The following is a 25809-nucleotide window of genomic DNA, read 5'->3' as shown; positions in this document are numbered from 1 at the left end:
TTTTAGCCTTTTCGGGGCAAATGGTGAACTGCAGATGGTGAAGATCTGCGCGGATCGGGGGCTGGATCGGGCCCCGGGCCCGGGCTGGGGGCAGGCGCGGCGGCGAGGGGCGGGGCTCGTCGTAACGCATCGCGTGTCGCACACGACTAAACCTTCAAGTGAAACTTAAGCTTTTGGTCGATACTCTTGTGACACCAGTAGCCAGACGAGGTAGGAGACTCATGCGAGACAACCGAACCACCCCCACGCGGATCGCCGCCGCGCTGCTGCCCGCCGCTCTTGCGCTTTCGCTGGCACCCGCAGTTGCCACCGCGCCCGCCGCCGGCGCCCAGCCGAGCCTGCCGAGCGACCTGTCCTCGCAGCTGTCCTCCAACCGCGGCATCTCCGACGGACTGCGCCCGCACGACCCGCCGAAGCGCACCCCGATCGAGGTGGAGACCAGCCCGCAGATCCCGGGCCTGCCGGACGGCGTGAAGGTGGACCGCATCGAGTGGATCACCAATCGTCGAGTGGCGGTGTTCATCAACTCCCCGTCCATGCCGGACCACCCGATCCAGGTGCAGATCCTGCTGGCGCGCGACTGGCACTCCAACCCGACCGCGAAGTTCCCCGAGGTGTGGGCACTCGACGGCCTGCGCGCGCGTGACGACGAAAACGGCTGGACTATCGAGACGAACATCGAGCAGTTCTACGCCGACAAGAACGTCAACGTGATCCTGCCGGTCGGCGGCGAGTCCTCCTTCTACTCCGACTGGCAGCGCGAGAACAACGGTAAGCACTACAAGTGGGAGACGTTCCTGACCAAGGAGCTCATCCCGGTGCTGAACAACGAGTTCCGCTCCAACGGCTCCCGCGCCGTGGTGGGCCTGTCCATGGGCGGCACCGCCGCGGTCAACCTGGCTGAGCGTAATCCGAACCTGTTCAAGTTCGTCGGCTCCTTCTCCGGCTACCTCGACACCACCACCACCGGCATGCCCACCGCGATCAAGGCGGCGCAGTTGGACGCCGGCGGCTACAACGCCGAGGCGATGTGGGGCCCGCTGGGCTCGCAGGACTGGATCGACCACGACCCGAAGCTGGGCATCGAGAACCTGAAGGACATGACGGTCTACGTCTCCGCAGGCTCGGGCCGCGACGACTTTGGCAACCCGGAGTCTGTGGCCAAGGGCCAGGCGAACCCGGCCGGCATCGGCCTGGAGGTGCTGTCGCGCCTGTCCACCCAGACGTTCGTGGACTACGCCTCCCGCACCCCGGTGAAGCCGATCGTGCGCTTCCGCCCGTCAGGCGTGCACTCTTGGGAGTACTGGCAGTTCGAGATGGCGCAGGCCTGGCCGTACATGGCCAACGCGCTGGAGGTGCCGGAGGCGGACCGCGGCTCCAAGTGCACCCCGGTCGGCGCGATCGCGGAGGCCACCAAGTCCGGCACGATCGGCTCCTGCGTCAACGACGAGTACGACGCGGGCAAGGACACCAAGGGCAAGGCCCAGGACTTCCGCGGCGGCACCGCCTTCTGGTCCCCGGACACCGGCGCGCACGCGCTGTTCGGCGCGATCCTTGCCAAGTACAACGCGCTCGGCGGCCCGGCGGGCTGGCTGGGCTTCCCGGTCACGGGTGAGACGCCGGCGCCTGACGGCGTGGGCCGCTTCGTGCACTTCCAGCACGGCTCCGTCTACTGGACCCCGCAGACCGGCGCGTACGCCATCCCGGGCGACATGTTCGCCGCGTGGGGTGAGAACGGCTACGAGGGCGGCGACCTGAAGTACCCGGTGGCCGAGGCGAACCAGGTGGGCCAGGGCTACGTGCAGAAGTTCCAGGGCGGCTTCCTCACCCGCAACCCGGACGGCAAGCACTTCATCGTCCACGGTGCGATCGCGGAGAAGTACGGCGAGATCGGCACCGCAACCTCTGAGCTGGGGTACCCGACCGGCAACGAAATCGCGGTCAAGGGCGGCTTCTTTCAGCCGTTCGAGCACGGCAACATCTACTGGTCCGCGGCCACGGGCGCGCACACCATCCTCACCGGCGACATCTTCGACGAGTGGGGCAGGCGCGGCTACGAGCAGGGCGAGCTGGGCTGGCCGGTGAAGGACATGGAGAAGATCCAGGCCGGCGGCCTGACCATCGACTTCCAGCACGGCACGATTGAGCAGGTCAACGGCAACGTCAACGTGAGGAAGAAGTAGTGCGCAAGGTTGCATTCTGCTTTGCGACGGCCGCTGCCGCCGTCGCCCTGGCCGCCTGCGGAGGCGCCACTGTGGACTCCGACGACGTGACGGAGACCCCGACGGTGGCCAGCGAGACCACTGAGGCGGAAACTGAATCCGAGACGGAAACTGCGTCATCGTCGGTGGCGCCGTCGTCGTCGGCAGTTGTGCCGTCGCAAGGCAAACGCGCCGACGACCAACCGGCCCGCGAGGTGACCGACGTGCCCGAGCAGGCCAGCGCATTCTCCCCGCAGGAGGAGGCCTACCTGGCCACCCTAAGGGAAAGCGGAGTCAACGTCGACGGGATTGAAGACCAGCTCACAGCCACCGGGGCTACCGTATGCGCGGACGACCTGATCACCCGCGACGCGGTGGCAGGCCAGCTTGTGGAGCAGCGCCGCACCGACATGGATGCGGCGGGCGTGGCGGCGCTGATCAGCGACACCGCACGCGCCAACCTCTGCTCCTAGCAGTACAGAAGGGAGCCTGGGCTCATGCGCGCATCGCGCAACGTATTTGTCGTCGCCGCAGTGATTGTGGTGCTGTCCTTGATCGGTCTGGGGATCTACCAGTGGCGTTCCGGCGAGACCGGGCTGCCGTCCGCGGACGGGCCGTTGGCGACCTCCGAGGCGCCTGAGGAACCCTCGGAGTCGCAGGCGGTGGAGCCGGACTGGTGCCCTGCGGTCGAGTTCGTCTCCGTGCCCGGCACCTGGGAGTCCGCGGCAGACGATGACCCGTTCGCGCCCTCGGCCAACCCGGCGAGCTTCATGCTCTCGATCACCCAGCCGCTACAGCAGATGTACGACATCAACCACGTGCGCGTGTTCACGGTGCCGTACACCGCGCAGTTCAGGAACATCCAGACGGCGCACGGGCGCGCCGAGATGACCTACGACGACTCGCGCGCCGAGGGCACCGCCAAACTGTCGGGCGAGCTGAGGTTTGTGGCGGAGACGTGCCCGTCGACAAAGTTCATCGTCGCCGGGTTCTCCCAGGGTGCGGTGATTGTGGGCGACGTGGCGTCCAAGATCGGCAACAGCGAAGGGCCGATCGACCCGGAGCGGCTGCTGGGCGCGGTGATGATCGCGGACGGCCGGCGTGAAAACGGCGTGGGCGTCAACCCGGGCGCCGAGGTCGGCGGCGTGGGCGCGGAAATTGTCATGCAGCCGCTGCAGGGGCTTGTGGACCGGGTCACCCCGGGCGCGACCATGACCGGCCCGCGTCCTGGCGGCTTCGGCCTGGTTGAGGACCGCGCGTTTGAGATCTGCGCGCCGGACGACACGGTCTGCGACGCGCCGAAGGGTGTGGGTAACGCCATCGACCGGGCTCACGCGCTCATTGCGGCGAACGGCAATCACGCCATGTACGCGACCAATCCGGCCGTCATCCCCGGGACCACCACGCCGGAATGGACTGTAGGTTGGGTCCAGAACGTGGTAGACAGTTTGTAGTCCAAAATCATTTTGTCCTGAAAAGGAGTTACGGGTATGGATCTTCAGCAGCTCATCGCGCAATTTTTCGACGATGACGGCCAAATCGCGCTCCCGGAGCACTTCACCCTCCCGCGCCTGAGCGAGACGATCTACCAGGCCCACCTGGCCACCGGCGGCGGCGACGCGGTGAACATCCGTGACTGGGACTTCACCTCCAACCCGGAAGGCGAGGCGCGCGAGTTCACCCGCACGCAGGTCAACACACGCATCAAGGCCGTCGCCGCGCGCCTCGCCCAGGTAGGCGAGCCGGGGGAACGCGTGGCGATTATGGCCCCGAACTCCGCCGAGTACCTCTTCGCCTTCATGGGCGCGCTGTACGCAGGCCTGGCTCCGGTGCCGCTGTACGACCCGAACGAGCCCGGCCATGAGGCCCACCTGCGCGCCGTGCTCGACGACGCCAACGCGCGGCTCGTGGTGACCAACTCCGCCGGCGCCCCTGCCGTGCGCGCCTACTTCGCCGACCGCCCGGCTGCCGAGCGCCCCCGCATTATCGCCGCGGACTCCCTGCCGGACACGCTCGCAGAGTCCTGGCAGCCCATCACCCCGGCAGAGGGCGAGGACACCGCCGGCGCCATCTGCTTCTTGCAGTACACCTCCGGCTCCACCCGCAACCCGGCCGGCGTGATGATCACCAACGAAGCGCTGGTCACCGACGTACTCCAGATCAACGAGGCGCTGCGCTTCGAAGCGCCCATGCGCATCCCAACCTGGCTGCCGCAGCACCACGACATGGGCGTCATCGTCGCCGTGGTCGGCGTCGTGCTGGGCCAGGTGCTGGAGATCATGAGCCCGCGCGACTTCCTGCAGAACCCGAAGCGCTGGGTGGACATGCTTTCGCGGCGCGACGACGACCCGGCCGACGTGCACATTTACTCCTGCATCCCCAACTTCGCGCTGGATCTGGCCGCCCGCTACGCGGCGCCGGAGACCCCGGACCAGTACGACTTCTCCGGCGTGCACTGCATCCTCATCGGCTCCGAGTCCGTGACCAAGCCGGGCGTGGAGGCCTTCGTCGGCGCGTTCGGCGAGTCCGGCCTGGACCGCACGGTGCTGCGCCCCTCCTACGGCCTGGCGGAGGCCACACTGCTGGTGTCCACGGACCGCACCGAGGAGCGCCCGAAGTTCATTGAATTCGACCGCGAAGCACTCGCCGACGGCAAGGCCGTGCCCGCCGAAGGCGGCGTGCCCATGGCGTCCATCGGCCAGCCGGCGAAGTGGATGCACTTCGCCATCGTGGACACCGAGACCAAAAACGAGCTGCCCGAAGGCGAGATCGGCGAGATTTGGGTCAACGGCAACAACGTCGCCGCCGGCTACCTGGACCGCCCGGAGGAAACCGAGGCGACCTTCCGCAACACCATCGGAGCCACCATCCAGGACGGCCTGCCGAAGGACAACTGGTGCGCCACCGGCGACTTGGGCACCGTGCTGGACAACCACCTCTACCTCACCGGGCGCGTGAAAGACCTCGTCGTCGTGGCGGGCCGCAACCACTACCCGCAGGACATCGAGGCCACCGCGATGGAGGCCTCCGACCACGTGCGCAAGGACTCCGTCGCCGCGTTCGCCGTGCCGGGCGACGACGTGGAGCGCCTGATCATCCTCGCCGAGCGCGCCGACGGCGCAACCGAGGAAGGCGACGCCGCCGCCGAGGACGCCATCCGTTCCGCCATCACCACCAACCACGGCATCTCGCCGGAGGTCGTGGAGTTCCGCGCGCCGGGCGGTGTGGCCCGCTCCACCGCAGGCAAGATCGCCCGCCGCGTCAATGCGAAGCAGTTCACCGAACGCGAACACGCTGCAGCGGAGTAACGAAAAGCCCGGATGGGCCGATACTCTGAACTGTTATGAACGAGCATCAACTGATCCAGTGGCTCACCAGTTGGGTCGAGGGCGCCACCGGCGTCGACTCGGTGGACCCGACCACGCCGCTCGAAACCTACGGCCTCGCATCCCGCGATGCGGTGATCCTCTCCGGCGAGCTGGAAAAGAAGCTCGGCCGCCGTGTTGATCCCACCGTCGCCTACCAGTACCCGACCATCACGGCGCTGGCACAGGCGCTCCTTGCGCAGAGGCAGGCAGCGCCGGAGGTTGAACGTCGAGAAGCAACGAGCTCCCACGACATCGCGATCGTGGGCTCCGCGGGGCGCTTCCCGGGCGCGAAAAACAACGACGAGTTCTGGCAGATGCTTATCGACGGCCGCTCCGCCACCGGCCCGCTTCCCCCGCTCCGCTGGGACGAGTACCTGGGCGATCCGGTGGTGCGCACCAAGATGGCGGAGGAGAACACCGACGGCGGCTACATGGACGGCATCGCGTCCTTCGACCACGAGTTCTTCGGCATCTCCCCGCTCGAGGCGCAGAACATGGACCCGCAGCAGCGCATCATGCTCGAGGTGGCGTGGGAGGCGCTCGAGGACGCCGGCTTGGCGCCCAGCGAGCTGCGCGGGGAGCCTGTGGGCGTGTTCGTGGGCTCGTCCAACAACGACTACGGCATGCTCATCGCCGCCGACCCGAACGAGGCGCACCCGTACGCGCTGACCGGCGCGTCCTCCGCCGTGATCCCGAACCGCATCTCGTACGCGTTCGACTTCCGCGGCCCGTCGATGAACGTGGACACCGCGTGCTCGTCGTCGCTGGTGTCGGTGCACCACGCGGTGCGTGCGCTTCGTGACGGCGAGGCCGACGTCGCCCTGGCCGGCGGCGTGAACATCCTGGCCAACCCGTTCGCGTCGCTGGCGTTTTCGGAGCTCGGCGTGATCTCGCCGACCGGGCGCATCCATGCCTTTTCCGACGACGCTGACGGCATCGTCCGCGCCGATGCCGCAGGTTTTGTGGTGCTCAAGCGCGTCGAGGACGCCGTGCGCGATGGTGACAACATCTTGGCCGTGATCAAGGGGTCGGCGACCAACTCCGACGGCCACTCCAACGGGCTAACCGCCCCGAACCCGGAGGCGCAGGTGGACGTTTTGCGCCGCGCCTACGCCGACGCCGGCGTGGACCCGCACCAGGTGGACCTGGTCGAAGCTCACGGCACCGGCACCATCCTCGGCGATCCGATCGAGGCCACCGCGCTGGGCGAGGTGCTCGGCCGCGGGCGCGAGGCTTACCAGCCGCTGCTGCTGGGCTCGGCGAAGTCCAACATCGGCCACTCCGAATCCGCCGCCGGCGTGGTGGCGCTGATCAAGGTGCTCGAGGCGCTCAAGCACGACACGATCCCGGAGTCCATCAACTTCGCCGCACCGAACCACTACGTGGACTTCGACGCCGAGCGCATCGAGGTCGTCCAGGACCCGCGCGAGTGGCCGCGCTACTCCGGCCGCCGCGTCGCCGGTATCTCCGGCTTCGGCTTCGGCGGCACCAACGCGCACGTGGTCGTGGCCGACTTCGACCCGGCCGACTACGACTTCGACGTGGTCGAGGATGAGCCCGCCTTCGAGGGCGTTTCCGTGGCGGCGCTGCCGGTGTCTGGGCTGTTGCCGTCGCGGCGCAAGGAAGCCGCCGGTGTGCTCGCGGACTTCCTCGAGGGCCGCGCCGACGCCGACCTGATCCCGGTCGCGCGCTCGCTGGCCAAGCGCAACCACGGCCGCTCCGCCGCCGTCGTGCAGGCGTCTAGCGTCGAGGAGGCCGTGCGCCGCCTGCGCCAGGTCGCCGACGGCAAGATCGGCCCCGGCATCGCCGTCGCCGACGCGCCCACCCCGATGGGCCCGGTCTTCGTCTACTCCGGCTTCGGCTCCCAGCACCGCAAGATGGCCAAGGAGCTCATTGCCCGCTCCCCGCTGTTCGCGCGCCGCATGCGCGAGCTGGACGAGATGGTGCAGTTCCAGGCCGGTTGGTCCATGCTCGAGATCATCGAGAACGACGAGCTGACCTACGACACCGAAAACGGCCAGGTCACCATCACCGCCATCCAGATCGCCCAGACCGACCTGCTCGCCGCCGCCGGCATCACCCCAGCCGCCACGATGGGCATGTCCATGGGCGAGATCGCCGCGGCCTACGGCGCCGGCGGTCTGTCCGCCGAGGAGTGCATCCTGGTCGCCACCGCGCGCGCCCGACTCATGGGCGAGGGCGAAGCCATGATCGCCGGCACCGAGCAGGAAGGTGCGATGGCGGTGGTGGAGCTCTCCCGCGAGGAGTTGGCGGAGTTCGTGGAGAAGCATGAGCAGGCTCGTGGTGTGGAACCCGCCGTGTACGCGGGGCCCGGCATGACTACCGTCGGCGGGCCGGGCAAGGCCGTCGACTACGTGGTGGCCGCGCTGGAGGCCGAGGAGAAGTTCGCGCGCAAACTCAACGTGCGCGGCGCCGGCCACACCAGCGCCCTCGACCCGATCATGGGCGACCTCGCTGGCGAAATCGCAGGTCTTGACGCGCGGCCGCTTACCGTACCGCTGTTTTCCTCCGTGGACCGCGGCGAGGTGTACCAGCCCGGCCAGATCGTCCACGACGACCAGTACTTCCTGCGGATGACCCGCCAGCCGGTGTACTTCCAGGACGCCACCGAAGCCGCGTTTAACGCCGGCCACACCACGCTCGTGGAGATCACGCCGAACCCGGTGGCGCTGATGGGCATGATGAACACCGCGTTTGCCGCCGGCAAGCCCGACGCGCAGCTGCTCTACACCACCAAGCGCAAGGTGGACGAGCTCGAATCGCTGCTGGACCTCGCCGCGAAGCTGTACGTGGGCGGCATGGGCGTGGACTTCGGCGCGTTCTACGGTGCGGGCGACGTGGTCCAGGCGCCGAAGACCGTGTTTAAACAGGTGGACCACTGGACGCCGGCACGGCCGTCGTCGTCGCGCGCGTCGCTTTTGGGCTCGCGCGTGCGCCTGCCGGGCGGCGAGGTGGCGTTTTCCACCGCCGCCGACCAGATCTTCAGCCCGCACCAGCTCATCGAGTCCGCCGCCGCCGAGGTCTCGCCCGACGCGCGCGTGGTGGCCACCGAGGAGCACGGCTACCTGCCCGCGGACGGCGAAGTGACCACCGTCGTCGCCTCCTCGCTCGGCGGGGTGTCCATCAAGGTCTTCGACGGCGCGACACTGCTCGCGGAGGGCTTCGCGTCCACCATCGACCGCGCCCCGGTGCAGGGCGTGATGGAGCAACCGCTTGACGACGAACCTTCGGTGGACAACGCCCCCGAGGAAGACACCGAGACAGATGCCGTGCGTTGGGACCCCAACTCCGGCGAGTCGGTGGCGGACCGCCTGCGCGACATCGTCTCCGAGTCCATGGGCTACGACGCCGCGGACCTGCCCGACGAGCTGCCGCTGATCGACCTCGGCCTCGACTCCCTGATGGGCATGCGCATCAAAAACCGCGTGGAGAACGACTTCCAGATTCCGCCGCTGCAGGTGCAGACGCTTCGCGACGCCTCCGTCGCCGACGTGATCCGCATCGTCGAAGACGCCGTCGCCGGCAAGACGGACGCTCCGCAGCCGTTGGCCTACAACGACGAGGCGCGCGACCCGGCCGCGGCGGCCGAGAAGACCCAGGGTGTGGGCGTGGCCCCGCGTGACGCCTCCGAGCGCATGGTCTTCGGCGCTTGGGCCAAGTACGCGGGTGCGGCGGCGGCCGGTGTGACGTCGGAGTTGCCGTCGATTAGCAAGGAGCAGGCGGCCGAGATCGCCGCGCACCTCACCGAACGCTCCGGCATCGAGGTCACCGCGGACGACGTACTGGGCGCTGAGACGCTCGAGCCGCTGGCGAACCTCGTGCGCGAGGGGCTGGAAACACCTGTGGACGGCAACATCCGCGTCTTCCGCGACGGCGACGCCGAGGTTTCCCCGGTGTTCGTGTTCCACCCGGCCGGCGGGTCGTCGTCGGTGTACGCGCCGCTGGCACGCCGCCTGGACGACAATGTGCCCGTCTACGGCGTGGAGCGCCTCGAGGGCTCCCTGGAGGAGCGCGCGGCGGAGTACGTCAAGGACATCGAGCGCATCGCCGACGGGCGCAAGGTCGTGCTCGCCGGCTGGTCGTTCGGCGGCGCGCTGGCCTACGAGGTCGCGCACCAGCTGGGCAACGACAAGATCGACTACATCGCGCTTTTGGACACCACCCAGCCGTCCGAGCCGATCCCGGACACGCTCGAGGAGACGAAGGCGCGCTGGGGCCGCTACGCCGCGTTTGCCAAGGAAACGTACGGCCTCGAGTTCGAAGTGCCCTACGAGCTGCTGGAGACCGCCGGCGAAGACGCGCTGCTGCAGATGCTCACCGAGTTCTTGGCCACCACCGACGCCTCCGAGCACGGCCTGGCCGCCGGTGTGCTGGAGCACCAGCGAGCGAGCTTCGTGGACAACCAGATTCTCAACCACCTCGACTTCACCCGCTGGGCGGATGTGCAGGTGCCGGTGCTGCTGTTCCGCGCCGAGCGCATGCACGACGGCGCGATCCAGCTCGAGCCGAACTACGCGCACATCGACGAGGACGGCGGCTGGGGCGCTATCGTGGACGACCTGACCATCGTCCACCTGCCCGGCGACCACCTCGCGGTGGTGGACGAGCCGGCGGTGGGGATCGTCGGCCAGCACATGAACGCATGGATTGAGGGGAAGCGATGAGTACCGCAGACAAACTCGCCGGCCTGCGCGAACGCCTGGACAAGGCGCAGGACCCGGGCTCCGAGCGCTCCCGGAAGCGCCGCGACGACGCCGGGCGCACCACCCCGCGCCAGCGCATCGACGCGCTGTTGGACGAGGGCTCCTTCGTCGAAATCGGCGCCCTGGCCCGCACCCCGGGCGACCCGGACGCCGTCTACTCCGACGGCGTGGTCACCGGCTACGGGCGCATCGACGGCCGCCCCGTCGCCGTCTACGCCCACGACAAGACCGTCTACGGCGGATCCGTCGGCGTGACGTTCGGGCGCAAGGTCACCGAGGTCATGGAGTTCGCCATCAAGATCTCCTGCCCGGTGATCGGCATCCAGGACTCCGGCGGCGCCCGCATCCAGGACGCGGTGACATCCCTGGCCATGTACTCCGAGATCGCGAAGCGCCAGCTGCCTCTGAGCGGGCGCGTGCCACAGATCTCCATCATGCTGGGCAAGTCTGCCGGCGGCGCCGTCTACGCGCCCGTGACCACGGACTTCGTGGTGGCGGTGGACGGCGAGTCCGAGATGTACGTTACCGGCCCGAACGTGATCCGCGAGGTCACCGGCGAGGACATCACCTCCGCCGAGCTGGGTGGGGCGCGCGTGCAGGAGCAAGCCGGCAACATCCAGGCGGTTGTGGCGACGGAGGAGGACGCCTTCGACTACGTCAAGGACCTGCTCGCGCACCTGCCGACGTCCACGTTCGACGCCGCGCCCGTCGTCGCCGCGCAGCCCGATGAGGAGCTCGACGACTCCGCGCTGGACACCTTCATGCCTGACGACACCAACGCCGGCTACGACATGATGGACCTATTGGTCCAGCTCGGCGACGACGAGGACCTCGTCGAGGTCCAGTCCGGGTACGCCGAGAACCTCATTTGCGCATTCGGGCGTATCGACGGCCGCGCCGTCGGCTTTGTCGCCAACAACCCCATGTACGCCGCGGGCTGCATCGACGCGGATGCCGCCGACAAGGGTGCGCGCTTCATCCGCACCTGCGACGCCTACAACATCCCCATCGTCTACGTCGTGGACACACCCGGCTACCTGCCGGGCGTGGAGCAGGAGCGCGAGGGCCTGATCCACCGCGGCGCGAAGTTCGCGTTCGCGGGCGTGGAGGCCACGGTGCCGAAAGTCACGCTGGTGGTGCGCAAGGCCTACGGCGGCGCGTACGCGGTGATGGGTTCGAAGAACCTCAACGGCGACATCAACCTGGCGTGGCCCACCGCCCAGATCGCGGTGATGGGTTCGGCGGCGGCCGTGGTGATGCTGCAGGGCAAGCAGCTCGCCGCCATCGAGGACCCGGCGCAGCGCGAGGCCATGAAGAAGATGTTCATGGACTTCTACGACGCTGAGATGACCTCGCCGTACGTCGCAGCGGAGCGCGGCTACATCGACCAGATGATTGAACCGAGCCAAACGCGTATCGCTTTACGACGAGCCCTGCGGCAGCTAGCCTCCAAGCAGGAATTCGACCTGCCTAAGAAGCACACCATTAGTCCCCTCTAGTAAGGTTTCTCCCCATGCTTTCTTCCACTCTTGACATCGTCGGCGACCTGATCAGCATGCTGGTCTGGTTTATCAATGGCATCCAGACCGGAAACCCGGCCTGGAACTTCGGCATCGGCTTCTAATCCGCGCCGAAGCCCCGCGCACCCGCCTTTCCAGCGGGTGCGTTTTAGTTTTTGCGCACGAGTTTGGCCACGCCGCGCCAGCCGAGCATGAGCAGCGCGGACATCACCGTGGCCACGACGATGAAAGACCAGTGGGGGACGTCGCCGTTGCGGATGCCCCAGATCACGAGCCCGGTGACCACGGTGATGATCCAGATGAGCCCGCCCTTGTTTTTGCGCGTGATCAGCCAGCCGAGCGTCACGCCGAGGGCGAACGGCCACAGGGTGGACAGCCAGCCGGAGAAGTTGAAGGGCATGTCGTCGGACTGGTGCGCCGCGCGTGCCAAGAGGGCGAAGGCAGCGATGGCGACGTAGTCGGCGGCGATGGCGTAGGGCTTGGAGATGGTGTTGCTCATGCCAGCCACTCTAGAACACCGAGTCGTTCCACCACCGGCGCTCAGGTGTGCCGGCGCGGGAGCCGTCGCTAGCAAGCTTGATGCCCACGACCTGGTGCAGCTCCACGACGTCGTGCTCGAAACCCCATTCGGAGCCCGCCATGTACATGCCCCACAGCTTGGCGGTGTTCTCGCCGACGAGCGCGACTGCCTCGTCCCAATTGGCCTTGAGGTTCTCACACCAGTCGTGCAACGTGCGCATGTAGTCGAAGCGGATGTTCTCCTCGTGGAAGACTTCGAAGCCGTGGTCCTGCATCTCGTAAATGATCGTGCCGGAGCCGGTGAGCTCGCCGTCCGGGAAGATGTAGCGGTTGATGAAGTCGCCCTGCGACGTTTTGTGGTTGTCCGGGTAGGTGATGCAGTGGTTGACCATCACGCCACCCGGGCGCAGCTTGTCGGCGAGAAATTCAAAGTACGAGGCGAAATTCTTCACCCCGATGTGTTCCAGCAGACCGATCGAGGAGATGGCGTCGAAGCCGGTCTCGGTGACGTCGCGGTAGTCCAGGAAGCGCACCTCCGCGAGGTCCTCGAGGCCCTCCTCCTTGATCTTCGCCTGCGCCCACTCGGCCTGCTCCTTCGAGAGGGTGACGCCGAGGGACTTCACGCCTTGGCGGGCTGCGTAACGCACCATGGAGCCCCAGCCGCAGCCGACGTCGAGGTGCTTGTCACCGGGCTTAAGGTTCATCTTCTCAAAGACGAGGCGGAACTTGTTTTCCTGCGCCTCGTCGAGCGTGGCGTCCGGGGTGGGGTAGTAGGCGCAGGTGTAGGCCATGGAGTCGCCGAGGAACAGCTCGTAGAAGTCGTTGCCCACGTCGTAGTGGGACGAAATAACCTGGGCGTCGCGTTCCTTCGAGTGCGGGGCGAGGCCCTGGCGGATGGTGCGCTCGAGCCAGGACGCTTGCTCCGCCTCCGGGATTGGCTGGATCTGCAGTGCGCCCATGGAGCGCAGGGAGCGTGCGATGCGGACGAGCTCGCGCGGGTTCGGGCGCTTGTAGTTGTTGTAGAGGGTGCGCATGTCATCGAAGACGTCGTAAGGGTGCGCGAGGTGCGCGCCTTCAACCGTCAGGCCATCGGTGACCCAGGCGCGGGCGAGGCCGACGTCGCCGGGGTGGGTGACTATGTAGGACAGACCCCCGGGGCTGTTCACCTTCACTGTGTGCTTGGCGTCCGCCGGTCCCGTTGATGAGCCGTCGAAAGCTTCCCACTTGAACGGGGTGCCAGAAGGGAAGAGGGTGTCGACGATATCCGCCACGGTCATCTGCATTGTCATTCTCCTACGCGTTTTCCACTGTCTTTTCGTAGAGGCCCGGGAAGCGCCGGTCCGGGTCGTACTGGGCTTTCATCCGCTCCGGCAGGTCCCCGCCGTAGAGGCGCTCGAACTCGGCGCGGTCGTAGAACGCCTCGGAGTACAGGGACTTGTGCCCGCCGAGGTCTGAGACCTTCCGCTCGATGACCTTGTTGAAGGCCCCCGGCTCCACCTCCGGGACGCCGGACCAGAAGCCGACGTTCACCCACGTCGTCGCCGGCTCGAGGGGGTAGAGCGGCCACGGCGCCTCTTCGTCGAGGCCGACGCCAGCGAGCGTATCGACGCCGTCCCGCAGCCGGATCGGACACAGCCAAACCGGCTGGATATCGCTGGCTTTGAAGAACCAGTCGAGGAACTCGGCGATCTGCGTGTCGCGCACCTCGATGTCTTGCACGACGCGCTCGGTGCGCGGCAGGCCCTTCGGCTTCTTTAGGAACCGGTACTCCAGGTCGTACTTCTTGTCTAGGCCCACGAGCTTCCAGTAGAACGCGCTGCGACGCAGCTCGCGCGGCCAGAACTTGCGCACCTTGGGGTTCTGGGTGCCGAAGGCGCGGGAGCACCAGAACCAGTCGGTGTCCCAGCGCCAAATGTAGTCGCGGACGGTGAGGAAGTCGTGGTGCACTCCGGACGGGTGCTGAAGCGAGCGATAGTACACGGCATCGCGCGTGTAGTCGGAGGTCCCCGGTGCCTGGTCGACCTGGAAGGCGCAGACTAGGTACTGCTCGGTGGGGGAGAACGCGACGGCGTCGAGGCCGTGCAGGGCGCGCCCGGCCCATTGGCCGGTGGCGGCGGCGTCGGCGAGGGCGTCCTGGAAGGCCGTGAGGTCGTTGTAGCGAATGTGCTGGAGCTCAACAAACGGCTCGACCTCCTCGAGCTCGATGGTGAGGCGCACCGCGTAGCCGAGTGAGCCGTAGGAGTTCGGGAACGCGCGGAAGAGCGCGACGTTTTCGTCGCGTGAACAGGTGACGATGTCACCGGTGCCCACGAGCACGTCCATCTCGAGCACGGACTCGTGCGGCAGACCGTTGCGGAAGGAGGTGGACTCGACGCCCATGCCGGAAACTGCGCCGCCGAGAGTAATAGTTTTTAGCTGCGGCACCACCAATGGCGCGAGGCCGTACGGCAGGGTGGCGTCGACGAGGTCCTCATAGGTGCACATACCCTGCACGTCGGCTGTTTTCGTCACTGGGTCGACGGCGATGACGCCGCGCAGGCCCTCCACGTTGAGCCCGGCGCTCCCCGCGTCGCGGGAACGGAAAAGGTTCGACGTCTTCTTGGCCAAGCGCACCCGCTGGCCGTCTGGCACCCGCCGGAAGCTATCCAGGAGCGCGGCAACCCCCTCCTCGTGCGCGTGCCAGCCGATGGGCACGACGCGTTCAAAATCGACGCTGCGACCGGAAAACATGCGGGAAACGCTCATGTAGTGCAACCATAGACCCAAGTTGCGCGCCGCGCGCAAGATAAAACGTCACGCCAGCTCAAACGGCTTTGCCAGCGGCCGGACGCCCGGCCATGAAGCCGCGTCCGGCGTACACCGCGGCGTAGACCACCCACCCGATCGCGGCGATGAGCACGAACGACACCGCCCGGTACACCACCGTCGCCGCCGTCGCGTGGGTGAGCGGGAGACCGGCCGCGACCAGCATGCCCACCGCAACGGGCTCCACGGTGCCGAGCCCACCGGGTGTGACCTGGGCGGAGCCAGCCAGCTTGGTCATGATGAACGCCAGGCACACCCCGGCAAGTGGCGCGCCCTGGCCGGACACGGCCCACACGGCGAAGACCATCGTGGCCAGGTCCAATAGCCGGTTCGCAAGAGAGAGCCCCGCCGCCGCGAAAAACGCCGGCGCGGAAATGCGGATCGCAGAGACCTGGTCGATCACGTCCACGACCCGCCCGCGCACCTTCTCCGGCAGAAACCGCACCCAGCGCTTCAGCACCGCAGGGTGGAGGGTCGCCCAGAACACCGCGCCGATCGTCGCCAGCGCCACTGCCAGCGACGCCACCAGGGACCACACGGACAGCTCCGCGCCCAAAAGCGCCACGGCGACCACGCCGATGAGCACCATCCACACCGTCGACAGCGCGCCTGAGACCACGAAGAACCAGCCGCACAACCCCACGGACGCACCCCAGGACCGGTGCACCCTAAACGTCAGCCACGCCGACAGCGCGGGCCCGCCCGGCACCGTGGTGGACCAGGCGTTGGAGGCGAACACGATCGCGTTCGTGCGCGCCACCCCCGTAATCCGCCCCTCCACGTTGAGCAGGATCTGCATCACCCCGGACATCGCCGCCAGCGACAGCACCGCCGTAGCCACAGCGCCAAGCAGCGGGCCTGTCGACGCCGCGCCAACGGCCTTCCACGCCTCCCCGAAAAACGGCAGCTGGTCGCGCAGCACCACCAGCACGACCACCATGATGGCTACGGGCGCGAGCCAGCGCAGCCACTGGCGCCACGTGTTAGCGCTCAAGTTCCTTCTTCTTCAGCTGCTCCAGCGCCTGGCGTGCGCGGCGCTCTTCCAGGTCGCGCATGAGCTGGGTAAACGGAACCAGCGAGGCGTCCTCGGACACCGACACTCCCGCGCGGCCGGGTTGGGTGTCGGGCACCATGTCCGAAATGGGGGTTTCGGTGCGCGGTGGCGTCGATAGGCTTGAGCCCTCCCCGAACGCGCCGGCCAAACGCTTGACCCAGCGCGGCGCCCACCAGCTGTCCTCGCGCAGCAGGTGCATCACCGCAGGCACGAACAGCAGGCGGATCAGGGTGGCGTCGAGGGCAAGGGAGAAGATCATGCCGTAGGCGATGTACTTCATCATCACAATCTCGCTGAGCGCGAAGGCGGCGGCGACCACGATCATGATGAGCGCCGCGGCGGTGATGATGCCGCCGGTGTGCGCGGTGCCGCGCTTGATCGCCTCGTCGGTGCTTTCGCCGTCCTGGCGCGCCTCCACCATGCGCGAGACCAGGAAGACCTCGTAGTCCGTGGACAGGCCGTAGAGGATGGAGATGATCAGCACCAGGATCGGGCTCATCAGAGGGCCCGGGGTGAAGTTCAGCGCGCCGGCGCCGAGGCCGTCGACGAAGACGGCGGTGAGGAAGCCGAGCGTGGCGCCGATGCCGAGCACGTTCATGATCACGGCCTTCGCCGGCAGGATCACGGAGCCGAACACTAGCGCCATCAGCAGGAACGTGGCGATGACCATGTACAGCGCCATCCACGGCAGGCGTTTCAGCAGCGCCTCGATGGACTCGGTTTCCATCGCCGGGGTGCCGGCGACGTAGGTCTCGACGCCCTCGGGGGTGTCGATGTTTCGCAATTGCTTCACGACGTCCGCGCCCCCGGCCCTATCCGCCAACGGGGCGGAAAGCACCGTGGTGCCGTCCTGCGTGGCGTGCGCGGGTTTGAGCGGCGCGGCCAGGCCCTCGACCTGGCGGGTCTGCATCACGATGTCCACGAGCTGCTGGTTGTCCGCGCCGGTGACCACGAGCTTGACCGGGTCGGTGCGGAAGGCGGGGAACTCCTCGTTGAACTCGTCCTGGGCCTGGCGGGTGGCCTGGTTCGGCGGCAGGTAGGTCTCGTTGATGCCGCCGAACGTGATGCCCACGATCGGCACGGTGAGCAGGAGCAACAGTGCCGCGCAGCCGACCACGACAGCCTTGGCGTGCCGCATCGCCCACGCCGGGATCTTGTACCAGACGGTGTCTTGGAGGCGGCGTGCACGTCGAGAAGCTTTACGCACTGACCACATGTCGATCTTGGGGCCGAGCATGCCGAACAGCGCCGGCAGCACCGCCACGGAGATCACGGCGGCGAGCAGCACCGCGCTCATTGCGCCGTAGGCCACGGATTTGAGGAAGGCCTGCGGGAACATCAGCAGCCCGGACAGGGCCACGCCCACCATGAGCGCGGAGAAGAACACGGTCTTGCCGGCGGTGTTGGTGGTCACCGCCACCGCCTCCTCGACGTCCGCGCCGCGGTCCAGCTCCTCGCGGAAGCGCGAGACCATGAACAGGCCGTAATCGATGGCCAGGCCCAGGCCAAGCAACGTGATGATGGACTGCGAGAAGATGTTCACCTGCTGGTACTGCGCCAACACCGACAGCAGCGACAGCGAACCGATGATGGACAAAATGCCCACGATCAGCGGCATCGCGGCAGCCACCACGCCACCGAACACAAACAACAAAATGACGGCAACGAAGACCAGGCCGACCTTCTCGGCGCGGGCGATGTCGTTCGCCATGCCGGTATCCAGCGCGTCCGCCACCGCCGTGGCGCCGGCGACCTGCACGGTCCCGTACGGCGACTCCATGGCCTCGAGTGCGGGCTTGATGGTGCGGAAGTCCTTCAGCGTCTGCTCGCCGTCGCCCTTCAGGCCGATCACCGCGAACGCCTTGGTGTGGTCGTCGTTGACGAGCTGCGGGTTGGGGCGCTCGAAGTAGCTGGTGATGTGGTCGATCTCGTTGGGGAACTGATTGCGCAGGCTGCTGATCTGGGTGTTCATCGTGTCCACGAGCATCGGATCGTCGATGCTGACCGGGGTTGCCGCGTCGTCGGGTGTGCTCACCAGCAGGATCACATCGCCCGAGTTGTCGCGGCCGAACGTCTCCTGCTCGATCGCGGCGGCGGTGGTCGAGTCCGCGCCCGGGTCCTCCCAGCCTTCCTGGGAGAGGCGCTCGCCCAGCTTCGAGCCGAACAGCACCTGCATGGCCAGGATGAGCACGATGACCACCAGCGGGATGATCCGGCGGTGGCGGAACGCGAAACGGCCCCACTTGTAAAACATGTCCGGCCTCCTAGTCGCGGGTGTTGTGCAGCAGGGAGCGCAGCGGGCGGAACGGCTGCAGCCACGCGCCGCCGTCCGGCAGCCGGTCCAGGTTCACGCGCGGCAGCGGGTTCTGGAACACACCCGGGATGTCCTCTAAGTCCACAAACTCCACGTCGGGGGAGTTCACCGCCCAGGAGGCGTGCTCGTGGAAACCGAGGACGGTCACCGGGATGCCGGCGTCCACCAGCTCGAGCAGCGGCTCCTGGAAGTTCTGCCCGTCAGCGGAGGCGACCACGACGCCCTGGAGCACGCCCTCGTCGCGGCGGCGGTCGATGTGGGCCAGCATGTCCTGGTCCACGTCCGAATCCTCGTCACTCTTCGGCTTGGCAAACACCGCGAAACCGACGTTGCGCAGCGCTTCCACCCACGGGCGGATGGAATCCGCGCCGCCCGCCGAGACGTTGGTGAACACCGTCGCCTCCGGTTCGATGTCGCGGCCAAGCGCGTCGGCGCGGGCCTCGGCTTCGCTGATAAGCCAGCGCCCGATCGCGTCGAAGCGGGGGCGGTGCGCCGCAGTCGGGCGTCCACCCAGGATCGCGCCGAGGCCCATGTCCAAGTTCGGCGCATCCCACACCAGCAGGTAGCTTTCCGGGCCGGCGGGCGCGCCCGGGGTATACGGGTGCGACAGCGCTTGCAGATCCATGCTCACTTCTTCTCCCACAGGTACTCGCGGATCACGTGATCCTTGTCCAGGCCTTTGCCTTCGAACTTAGTGATCACCTGCCGGTCCGTGAGCAGCGGCGCATCCTCCCACGGCCAACCCTTGTACTCGAGGGTGGGTTCAACGTTCACGAGTTCGTCGATCCACTCGGCGTAATCCGCGTGGTCCGTGGCAACGTGCAGCACACCGCCCGGCTTCAACCGAGTGGCAATCAGGTTCAGGGTGCCGGACTGGATGATGCGGCGCTTGTGGTGGCGCGCCTTCGGCCACGGGTCCGGGAAGAAGATGCGCACGCCGTCGAGGGACTCCTCGCCGAACATGCGGGCCAGGACCTCCACGCCGTCGCCGCGCACCATGCGGATGTTGTCGATGTCGCCGCGCACCACCGAGCCCAACAGCTTGGCCAGTCCAGGCTTGTACAGCTCCACGGCGATGATGTTCGTGTCCGCCTCCAGCGGCGCCATCGCGGCGGTGGAGGTGCCGGTGCCCGAGCCGATCTCGACGATGGTGGGGTGGCCGGAGCGGCCGAACCACTCGTCGACGTCGATGGGATCGTCCGAGCCCTCCGCCAGTACGCGGCCCAGGCGTGGCCAGTGCTCGTCGAACAGGGCCTCCTGGTTTTCCGTCAACGTGCCGCGGCGGAAGGTCACGGAACCCAGGCGCGGGTAGTCCAGGCCGGTGTCGAACTCGGTTTGCAGCGGGCGGCCCGCCGGCAATTCGCCCGTTCCCGGACGCAAATTTTCAGTATTATTCATCAGATTTATTGTCCACATGAACAGGGCAAACGCAAGCTCCACGGGGCACCCCCGAAGGCGTCGTAAAGCGAAGGCTCAAGAACGGGCGACGGGGGTAGGGCGTCACCCCCGCTTGCGGCAAAGGTCGTGCTCGGGCGGTCTGGTTATATCCAGTGGGCGCGGATTGGTCGGAACTTTTGGCCAGATGAACGCCCGTTTCGATACTCTTGTGACGCAACAACGATGAATTTCGCACGCGCACTGGCCATAACCAGTTGAACAAGGAGTACGTATGACCGCCGAAATCAAGCGCCTGGAGGGGACCAACCCCACCGACAACGAAAAGCTAATCGCTTGGATCAACGAGGCGGTCGAGCTCTTCCAGCCCGACAAGGTCGTCTTCGCCGACGGCTCCCAGGAAGAATGGGACCGCCTCACCGCCGAACTTGTCGAGGCAGGCACCCTGATCAAGCTCAACGAGGAAAAGCGCCCCAACTCCTTCCTCGCCCGCTCCAACCCGTCCGACGTGGCACGCGTCGAATCCCGCACCTTCATCTCCACCGAGAACGAGGAAGACGCAGGTCCGACCAACAACTGGATGAAGCCGGCCGCGCTCAAGGAGGAGATGCTGGAGCACTTTACCGGCTCCATGCGCGGCCGCACCATGTACGTCGTGCCGTTCTGTATGGGCCCCATCTCCGACCCGGACCCGAAGCTTGGCGTCCAGCTGACCGACTCGGCCTACGTCGTGCTCTCCATGCGCATCATGACCCGCATGGGCACCCAGGCGCTGGAGAAGATCCAGGGCGAGAATTTCGTGCACTGCCTCCACTCCGTCGGCGCCCCGCTCGAGCCGGGCCAGGAAGACGCGGCGTGGCCGTGCAACGACACCAAGTACATCTCCCAGTTCCCGGAGACCAAGGAGATCTGGTCCTACGGCTCCGGCTACGGCGGCAACGCCATCCTGGCCAAGAAGTGCTACGCCCTGCGCATCGCGTCCGTAATGGCGAAGGAAGAGGGCTGGATGGCCGAGCACATGCTCATCCTCAAGCTCACCTCCCCGGAGGGCAAGGCCTACCACATCGCCGCCGCCTTCCCGTCGGCTTGCGGCAAGACCAACCTGGCCATGATCACCCCGACGCTCGACGGCTGGACGGCGGAGGTCGTCGGCGACGACATTGCCTGGATGCACCTGCGTGAGGACGGCCTGTACGCCGTGAACCCGGAAAACGGCTTCTTCGGCGTCGCCCCGGGCACCAACTACGCCTCTAACCCGATCGCCATGCGCAGCATGGAGCCGGGCAACATCCTGTTCACCAACGTCGCACTTACCGACGACGGCGACATCTGGTGGGAAGGCATGGACGGCGACAAGCCCGCCCACCTCATCGACTGGCGCGGCGAGGACTGGACGCCGGAATCCTCCTCCAAGGCCGCCCACCCGAACTCTCGCTACTGCGTGGCCATCGAGCAGTGCCCGGCCGCCGCACCGGAGTTCAACGACTGGCAGGGTGTGAAGATCGACGCCATCCTCTTCGGCGGCCGCCGCCCGGACACCGTGCCGCTGGTCACCCAGGCCCACAACTGGGAGCACGGCACCATGATCGGCGCGATGCTCTCCTCCGGCCAGACCGCCGCCTCCGCGGAGGCGAAGGTCGGCTCCCTGCGCCACGACCCGATGGCCATGCTGCCGTTCATGGGCTACAACGTGGGCGACTACTTCCAGCACTGGCTGGACATGGGCGAAAAGGGCGGCGACCGCATGCCGGAGATCTTCCTGGTCAACTGGTTCCGCCGCGGCGACGACGACCGCTTCCTGTGGCCGGGCTTCGGCGACAACTCGCGTGTGCTCAAGTGGGTCATCGACCGCATCGAGGGCAAGGTCGATGCCGACGAGACCGTGGTCGGCTACACCGCCCGCGCCGAAGACCTGGACCTGACCGGCCTGGACACCCCGATCGAGGACGTGCGCGAGGCTCTCACCGCCGACCCGGAGCTGTGGAAGGAAGACGTCGCGGACTCCCGCCGCTACCTCGAAGGCCTCGGATCCCGCGTGCCGCAGGAGATCTTCGACCAGCTGAAGAAGCTGGACGAGCGCATCCACGCTGCGACGAAGTAGACGCTTGAGTAGCACGGCAGTGATGTTGTATCGTTGCTGCTGGAGAACTTCAGACAGGATCTGTTGTTAATAAAGCTTAAGGCCTGCCGTTTGGCAGGCCTTTCGCTATTCTCATCGGTATGGCGGGGGAACTTGTAAGAAGCCTTAGCAGTGCTCGGATCCAAGCATATTAAGCCCCAGTACTAACCCTTGCGCAGCACGAGCACGAGGTTCGACACCGCGAACTCGCGCAGCAGCGGCACGCGGGTGACCCACCACGCCCACCACGGGTGGTAGCGGGGGAATGCGGCCGCGAGCTGGCCGGTGCCCTCCGCCCAGGCGAGGCCCTCGCCCGCGGAGACGGCGAACAAGCTCTCGCCGAAGATGTTCTTCGGGTCGCGGCCGTGCACTTTTGCGTATCGACGGCGCGCGTACTGCCCGCCGACGTAGTGCTGCCACAGACCCGTCTCGTGCCCGCCGAACGGCCCGAGCCACACCGTGTAGCTGAGCACCACGAGCCCACCTGGCTTGGCCACGCGCAGCATCTCATCGCCCATGGCCTGCCAGTTCGGGATGTGCTCGGCGACGTTGGAGGAGTACACCACGTCGAAGGAATCGTCGGCGAAGGGCAGTGCGGCCCCGTCGCCGCGCACGGAGCCGAAGCCGGAGATCCCCGCGGCGGACATTTCGGAGGCGTCCGGCTCTAGGCCCACGTAGAAGCAGTCCGAGAACGCGTCGGCGAAGTAGCCGGGCCCGCCGCCGACATCTAGCACTGACTGGCCGGTGACGGGGGTGTCAAGGAGGTCGTGCGAGAGGCCGTCGAGAAGCGAACGCGTATCGCGGGCGAGCATGGAGTAGAAGATGCACGGGCGGAATTGTTCGTAGGAAAACGCGCGCAACAGCCGGAGCGAGCGGGAAAGGGTGGCCATCCGGCGGGTACGGTGCATAGGCATACCGTAGCAACCGTGCTACAGTGCGGTGCATGGCCACGCCGGGATACGACGAATCGCTAGTCGAGCGCAGGATATCGCAGCGCGAACTACGCAACGACTCTGCGCGGATCCTGCGCGCGGTGCGGGCGGGGCACAGCTTCGTTGTCACCAACAACGGCGAGCCGGTGGGGCGGCTGGTGCCTCTCGACGAGCCGAAGCCGCGGCTGGCCATCACACGCCCCGCCACCCGTGTCGGCGGATGGCTGGACCTTCCGGTGGAGCCGGCGGATGGCGAGCCGTTGGCTGAGATGCTCGATGATATGCGCGAGGACCGCTTCTAGGATGCGGCGGGTGTATGCGGATACGTCGGCCATCGCCTGCCTGCTGAAAGCGGAGCCGCACACGCACGCGATGCGGCTGTGGCTCGAGGCAGGGGAGGGCGAGGTAGTTTCGTCGGACTTGCTCGAGATTGAGCTGCGGCGGCTGGCTGTGCGCTTGGGCAGGCCCCAGGGAGAGGTCACGCTGATCCTGAGCGGCATCTCGCTTGCGGAACTGAACCGGGCGACGCTGCGCAGCGCGAGTATGCTGCCCATGCCGTACCTTCGAACGCTGGATGCGATCCATCTGCAGGCCGCGCTGGACTTGGAGGCCGATGCGATGCTCACCTATGACAGTCGCCTCGCTGACGCTTCGCGTGAAGTGGGACTCGAGGTTATCGCGCCATGAAAATACTGCTTCTGTGCTGGCGCGACTCCACCCACCCGCAAGGCGGCGGGTCCGAGCGCTATCTCGAGCGCGTCGGGGAGTACCTGGCGTCGCAGGGCCACGAGGTGATTTACCGCACCTCAACACACACGGACGCGCCGCGGCGCTCGCGGCGAGGCGGGGTGCGCTACGAGCGCGCCGGCGGGAAGTTCGGCGTGTATCTGGCGGCGCCGCTGTCGATCTGGCGCAACCGGCCGGACGTGGTGGTGGACACGCAAAACGGCATTCCGTTCTTCGCCAGGCTGTTCACGCGACGGCCGGTGGTGCTGCTGACGCATCACTGCCACAAGGAGCAGTGGCCGGTGGCGGGCCCGCTGATCCGCCGCCTGGGGTGGTTCTTGGAGTCGAAAGTGGCGCCGAGGGTGTACCGGGGCGCGCAGTACGTGACAGTGTCGCAAGCCTCGAAGCGCGACCTGGTGGCGCTTGGGGTGCGTGAGGAGGACATTGAGATCGTGGAAAACGGCGTCGACCCGGTGCCGGCGCACACGCCTGTGCTTCACGACGACCAAAGGTTGCACCTGGTCACCCTCTCCCGCCTGGTGCCGCACAAGCGCATCGAGGAGGCGATCGACGCGGTGGCGGGGATGGATGGCGCCGTCCTGGATGTGGTCGGTTCCGGCTGGTGGGAGGACCAGCTGCGCGAGTACGCCGCCCCGCACGGCGACAAGGTGGTCTTCCACGGGCACGTCTCCGAGGCTTACAAGCACGCGCTGCTTGAGCGGGCCGCGGTGCACCTGCTGCCGTCGCGCAAGGAGGGCTGGGGGATCGCGGTGATCGAGGCGGCGCAGCACGGGGTGCCCACCGTGGCGTACGCGTCCGCAGGTGGGGTGGCCGACTCGATCCGCGACGGCGAGACTGGTCGGCTAGTGCAACCCGGGGAGGAGTTTGGGCAGGTTGTGGGGGAGACCTTGGGGCGTCGAGAGGCAATGGCTCCTGCGGCGCGAAAGTGGGCGGCGCGGTTCTCCTGGGAGGAGACCGGCCGGAGGTTCGCGACGATTATTGGAGCCCCTAAATTAGCTCAGTCGTCCAGTTGAGCTGCTGGATCTTCGTATCCAGCTCGCGGTAGGCCTTCGCGGCGCTGTCGGCCATGTCGCGCAGGGCTTTCACGTCCACGGCGGGGACGAAGCGGACCTCGGAGCGGGAATAGCGGGAGCCGGTCATGGTGCCAGCGTCGGCGACGGCGGCGTAGAGGCGGCGGGAGCGCAGCAGCGCGTCGCGGCGCGCGATGGCGTCGGTGAGCGTGGCGCCCTCGAAGGCGGTCTGCGCGTTGGTGTGGTTGATGCGGCGCACCAGCGTCTCAATTTCCTGCAGCAGCGCGGCGGCCTCCTCGAGCATGGCTGCCGGGTCCTCGACGGGCGTGTCGCCCTCCTGGATCATCGCGCCCTGGACCAGGCGGTCCTGCAGTTTGTTCAGGCGGTCTTGCGCCTCGGCGCGTCGCGCCAGTGCCTCTGCGAGCAGCATGAGTGCCTCCTTGTACGTTTCTGTCCCCGTTCCCAACCCTCGCGGATCCGCCCGGGGCACCCCCAACGTCGCGGTAGTAATGCGTGCTCGGTGCAACCCTGTGGTGGGGGTCGTGCCCGTGTGCGTCGTGCAGGCCGCATGCGTTGTGCGTGTGAGCGGAATCGAACCGCTTCAGCCCTGATACGGCCACAAGGCGCCATGAGTGCGCCCTTTTCCCCGGACGCGTGGGGTTGACGTTCGCTGGGTGCCGGCGAGCTTTCCGCTACCGACAGTTTCGATCTAACATAGCAAAACGCCCAGCCGCTGGGAAGGGCTGGGCGTTGGGGTTGTGCGGGTTTACGCCGCGGAGGGGAACAGCTCGCCGTCGCGGAGACGGTCGCGCATCTCGGCCTCGACGAGGACCGGGATGAAGTCCTCGATCACAGCGGAGTTGCGGTGGGTGCGCAGGACAGCATCGAACGCGTCGTTGATCTCGAGTGCGTCGAACTTGCCGGCGTACTCGGCGAGCAGGTCCTCGCGGATGTTGCGCAGTGCGCGCTCGCGGATGATGCTGAAGTCAATTGTGTTAGCCATGTTGTGTTCCTCCTTGCAGAAGCGGTATCTGCTCCTTTTCTAGGCTCAGGGTTACGCATGTACGTAACCTGTTGTTAACTTGGCGTTCACTTTAAGCG

At 67.1% G+C, this 25809-nt stretch carries 20 protein-coding genes; 10 read left to right on the top strand and 10 right to left on the bottom strand.

Annotation, left to right across the window (positions count from 1 at the left end; genetic code table 11):
• Positions 1 to 221: 221 nt before the first annotated feature.
• The 6 genes from H0193_RS07330 to H0193_RS07305 are packed head-to-tail and all read left to right on the top strand — an operon-like array spanning position 222 to position 11792.
• On the top strand, positions 222 to 2183 hold the full coding sequence (locus H0193_RS07330) for an alpha/beta hydrolase-fold protein (protein WP_181889220.1): 1962 nt from the start codon (positions 222 to 224) through the stop codon (positions 2181 to 2183).
• Positions 2183 to 2674, top strand: a complete 492-nt coding sequence (locus H0193_RS07325; protein WP_181889219.1) for a DUF732 domain-containing protein — start codon at positions 2183 to 2185, stop codon at positions 2672 to 2674. The genes H0193_RS07330 and H0193_RS07325 overlap by 1 nt, the downstream gene beginning before the upstream one ends.
• 24 nt (positions 2675 to 2698) lie before the next feature.
• Positions 2699 to 3655, top strand: a complete 957-nt coding sequence (locus H0193_RS07320) for a cutinase family protein (protein ID WP_181889218.1) — start codon at positions 2699 to 2701, stop codon at positions 3653 to 3655.
• A 36-nt stretch (positions 3656 to 3691) separates the two neighbouring features.
• Complete coding sequence (locus H0193_RS07315; RefSeq protein WP_181889217.1) at positions 3692 to 5509, top strand: FadD32-like long-chain-fatty-acid--AMP ligase; 1818 nt, start codon at positions 3692 to 3694, stop codon at positions 5507 to 5509.
• Positions 5510 to 5544: 35 nt separating this feature from the next.
• Positions 5545 to 10254, top strand: coding sequence for a polyketide synthase Pks13 (gene pks13 / locus H0193_RS07310; RefSeq protein ID WP_181889216.1), 4710 nt, complete (start codon positions 5545 to 5547; stop codon positions 10252 to 10254).
• Positions 10251 to 11792 carry an acyl-CoA carboxylase subunit beta gene (locus tag H0193_RS07305; protein ID WP_181889215.1) on the top strand — a complete coding sequence of 514 codons (1542 nt, stop codon included), beginning with the start codon at positions 10251 to 10253 and terminating at the stop codon, positions 11790 to 11792. The genes pks13 and H0193_RS07305 overlap by 4 nt, the downstream gene beginning before the upstream one ends.
• A gap of 169 nt (positions 11793 to 11961) precedes the next feature.
• Here H0193_RS07305 and H0193_RS07300 read toward each other — a convergent pair whose 3' ends face one another.
• The 7 genes from H0193_RS07300 to trmB are packed head-to-tail and all read right to left on the bottom strand — an operon-like array spanning position 11962 to position 19903.
• Positions 11962 to 12312 (bottom strand): DUF3054 domain-containing protein, encoded by a 351-nt coding sequence (locus H0193_RS07300; protein ID WP_202032102.1) that lies wholly within the window; start codon positions 12310 to 12312, stop codon positions 11962 to 11964.
• A 10-nt stretch (positions 12313 to 12322) separates the two neighbouring features.
• On the bottom strand, positions 12323 to 13609 hold the full coding sequence (locus H0193_RS07295) for an SAM-dependent methyltransferase (RefSeq protein WP_181889656.1): 1287 nt from the start codon (positions 13607 to 13609) through the stop codon (positions 12323 to 12325).
• 16 nt (positions 13610 to 13625) lie between these two features.
• Positions 13626 to 15077 (bottom strand): FAD-binding oxidoreductase, encoded by a 1452-nt coding sequence (locus H0193_RS07290; protein ID WP_181889214.1) that lies wholly within the window; start codon positions 15075 to 15077, stop codon positions 13626 to 13628.
• Between the two features lie 58 nt (positions 15078 to 15135).
• Complete coding sequence (locus H0193_RS07285; RefSeq protein WP_181889213.1) at positions 15136 to 16131, bottom strand: lysylphosphatidylglycerol synthase transmembrane domain-containing protein; 996 nt, start codon at positions 16129 to 16131, stop codon at positions 15136 to 15138.
• The gene (locus tag H0193_RS07280; protein ID WP_181889212.1) at positions 16121 to 18445 is read right to left on the bottom strand and encodes an MMPL family transporter; all 2325 of its coding nucleotides are present in this window, start codon (positions 18443 to 18445) and stop codon (positions 16121 to 16123) included. Before H0193_RS07280 ends, H0193_RS07285 begins: the two co-directional genes overlap by 11 nt.
• A gap of 10 nt (positions 18446 to 18455) precedes the next feature.
• On the bottom strand, positions 18456 to 19130 hold the full coding sequence (locus H0193_RS07275) for an NYN domain-containing protein (RefSeq protein ID WP_181889211.1): 675 nt from the start codon (positions 19128 to 19130) through the stop codon (positions 18456 to 18458).
• A 2-nt stretch (positions 19131 to 19132) separates the two neighbouring features.
• A complete protein-coding gene (gene trmB, locus H0193_RS07270) occupies positions 19133 to 19903 on the bottom strand; it encodes a tRNA (guanosine(46)-N7)-methyltransferase TrmB (protein ID WP_181889210.1) in 771 nt (256 codons plus the stop codon).
• Positions 19904 to 20174: 271 nt separating this feature from the next.
• Between trmB and H0193_RS07265 the strand changes: the two genes are divergently transcribed.
• Positions 20175 to 22001: a phosphoenolpyruvate carboxykinase (GTP) gene (locus H0193_RS07265; protein WP_181889209.1), complete on the top strand. Its 1827-nt coding sequence runs from the start codon at positions 20175 to 20177 to the stop codon at positions 21999 to 22001.
• A gap of 182 nt (positions 22002 to 22183) precedes the next feature.
• On the opposite strand, the gene H0193_RS07260 is transcribed toward H0193_RS07265, so the two are convergent.
• Positions 22184 to 22927 (bottom strand): class I SAM-dependent methyltransferase, encoded by a 744-nt coding sequence (locus H0193_RS07260; protein ID WP_181889208.1) that lies wholly within the window; start codon positions 22925 to 22927, stop codon positions 22184 to 22186.
• Between the two features lie 35 nt (positions 22928 to 22962).
• Between H0193_RS07260 and H0193_RS07255 the strand changes: the two genes are divergently transcribed.
• The 3 genes from H0193_RS07255 to H0193_RS07245 are packed head-to-tail and all read left to right on the top strand — an operon-like array spanning position 22963 to position 24711.
• The gene (locus tag H0193_RS07255) at positions 22963 to 23253 is read left to right on the top strand and encodes a type II toxin-antitoxin system Phd/YefM family antitoxin (RefSeq protein ID WP_181889207.1); all 291 of its coding nucleotides are present in this window, start codon (positions 22963 to 22965) and stop codon (positions 23251 to 23253) included.
• A gap of 1 nt (position 23254) precedes the next feature.
• Positions 23255 to 23638 carry a type II toxin-antitoxin system VapC family toxin gene (locus tag H0193_RS07250; protein WP_181889206.1) on the top strand — a complete coding sequence of 128 codons (384 nt, stop codon included), beginning with the start codon at positions 23255 to 23257 and terminating at the stop codon, positions 23636 to 23638.
• Positions 23635 to 24711, top strand: coding sequence for a glycosyltransferase family 4 protein (locus H0193_RS07245; RefSeq protein WP_181889205.1), 1077 nt, complete (start codon positions 23635 to 23637; stop codon positions 24709 to 24711). Before H0193_RS07250 ends, H0193_RS07245 begins: the two co-directional genes overlap by 4 nt.
• Here the strand turns inward: H0193_RS07245 and H0193_RS07240 are convergent.
• Together H0193_RS07240 and H0193_RS07235 are read right to left on the bottom strand one after the other, a co-directional pair.
• Positions 24686 to 25138, bottom strand: a complete 453-nt coding sequence (locus H0193_RS07240; RefSeq protein ID WP_181889204.1) for a DIP1984 family protein — start codon at positions 25136 to 25138, stop codon at positions 24686 to 24688. The genes H0193_RS07245 and H0193_RS07240 overlap by 26 nt on opposite strands.
• Before the next feature lie 336 nt (positions 25139 to 25474).
• Positions 25475 to 25711: a three-helix bundle dimerization domain-containing protein gene (locus H0193_RS07235; RefSeq protein ID WP_181889203.1), complete on the bottom strand. Its 237-nt coding sequence runs from the start codon at positions 25709 to 25711 to the stop codon at positions 25475 to 25477.
• Positions 25712 to 25809 lie beyond the last annotated feature (98 nt).

Source organism: Corynebacterium haematomassiliense, from assembly GCF_013978595.1.
Classification (GTDB): domain Bacteria; phylum Actinomycetota; class Actinomycetes; order Mycobacteriales; family Mycobacteriaceae; genus Corynebacterium; species Corynebacterium lehmanniae.
Note: the sequence above shows the minus strand (reverse complement) of the source record. Positions and strands in the feature narration are given on the sequence as shown.

Bases quoted from the DNA above. Each gene is read 5' to 3' on its own strand.
- H0193_RS07330 (WP_181889220.1), top strand. From the start codon at position 222: ATGCGAGACAACCGAACCACCCCCACGCGGATCGCCGCCGCGCTGCTG.
- H0193_RS07320 (WP_181889218.1), top strand. From the start codon at position 2,699: ATGCGCGCATCGCGCAACGTATTTGTCGTCGCCGCAGTGATTGTGGTG.
- H0193_RS07315 (WP_181889217.1), top strand. From the start codon at position 3,692: ATGGATCTTCAGCAGCTCATCGCGCAATTTTTCGACGATGACGGCCAA.
- pks13 (WP_181889216.1), top strand. From the start codon at position 5,545: ATGAACGAGCATCAACTGATCCAGTGGCTCACCAGTTGGGTCGAGGGC.
- H0193_RS07305 (WP_181889215.1), top strand. From the start codon at position 10,251: ATGAGTACCGCAGACAAACTCGCCGGCCTGCGCGAACGCCTGGACAAG.
- H0193_RS07300 (WP_202032102.1), bottom strand. From the start codon at position 12,312: ATGAGCAACACCATCTCCAAGCCCTACGCCATCGCCGCCGACTACGTC.
- H0193_RS07295 (WP_181889656.1), bottom strand. From the start codon at position 13,609: ATGACCGTGGCGGATATCGTCGACACCCTCTTCCCTTCTGGCACCCCG.
- H0193_RS07290 (WP_181889214.1), bottom strand. From the start codon at position 15,077: ATGAGCGTTTCCCGCATGTTTTCCGGTCGCAGCGTCGATTTTGAACGC.
- H0193_RS07280 (WP_181889212.1), bottom strand. From the start codon at position 18,445: ATGTTTTACAAGTGGGGCCGTTTCGCGTTCCGCCACCGCCGGATCATC.
- H0193_RS07275 (WP_181889211.1), bottom strand. From the start codon at position 19,130: ATGGATCTGCAAGCGCTGTCGCACCCGTATACCCCGGGCGCGCCCGCC.
- trmB (WP_181889210.1), bottom strand. From the start codon at position 19,903: ATGAATAATACTGAAAATTTGCGTCCGGGAACGGGCGAATTGCCGGCG.
- H0193_RS07265 (WP_181889209.1), top strand. From the start codon at position 20,175: ATGACCGCCGAAATCAAGCGCCTGGAGGGGACCAACCCCACCGACAAC.
- H0193_RS07260 (WP_181889208.1), bottom strand. From the start codon at position 22,927: ATGCACCGTACCCGCCGGATGGCCACCCTTTCCCGCTCGCTCCGGCTG.
- H0193_RS07255 (WP_181889207.1), top strand. From the start codon at position 22,963: ATGGCCACGCCGGGATACGACGAATCGCTAGTCGAGCGCAGGATATCG.
- H0193_RS07250 (WP_181889206.1), top strand. From the start codon at position 23,255: ATGCGGCGGGTGTATGCGGATACGTCGGCCATCGCCTGCCTGCTGAAA.
- H0193_RS07245 (WP_181889205.1), top strand. From the start codon at position 23,635: ATGAAAATACTGCTTCTGTGCTGGCGCGACTCCACCCACCCGCAAGGC.
- H0193_RS07240 (WP_181889204.1), bottom strand. From the start codon at position 25,138: ATGCTGCTCGCAGAGGCACTGGCGCGACGCGCCGAGGCGCAAGACCGC.
- H0193_RS07235 (WP_181889203.1), bottom strand. From the start codon at position 25,711: ATGGCTAACACAATTGACTTCAGCATCATCCGCGAGCGCGCACTGCGC.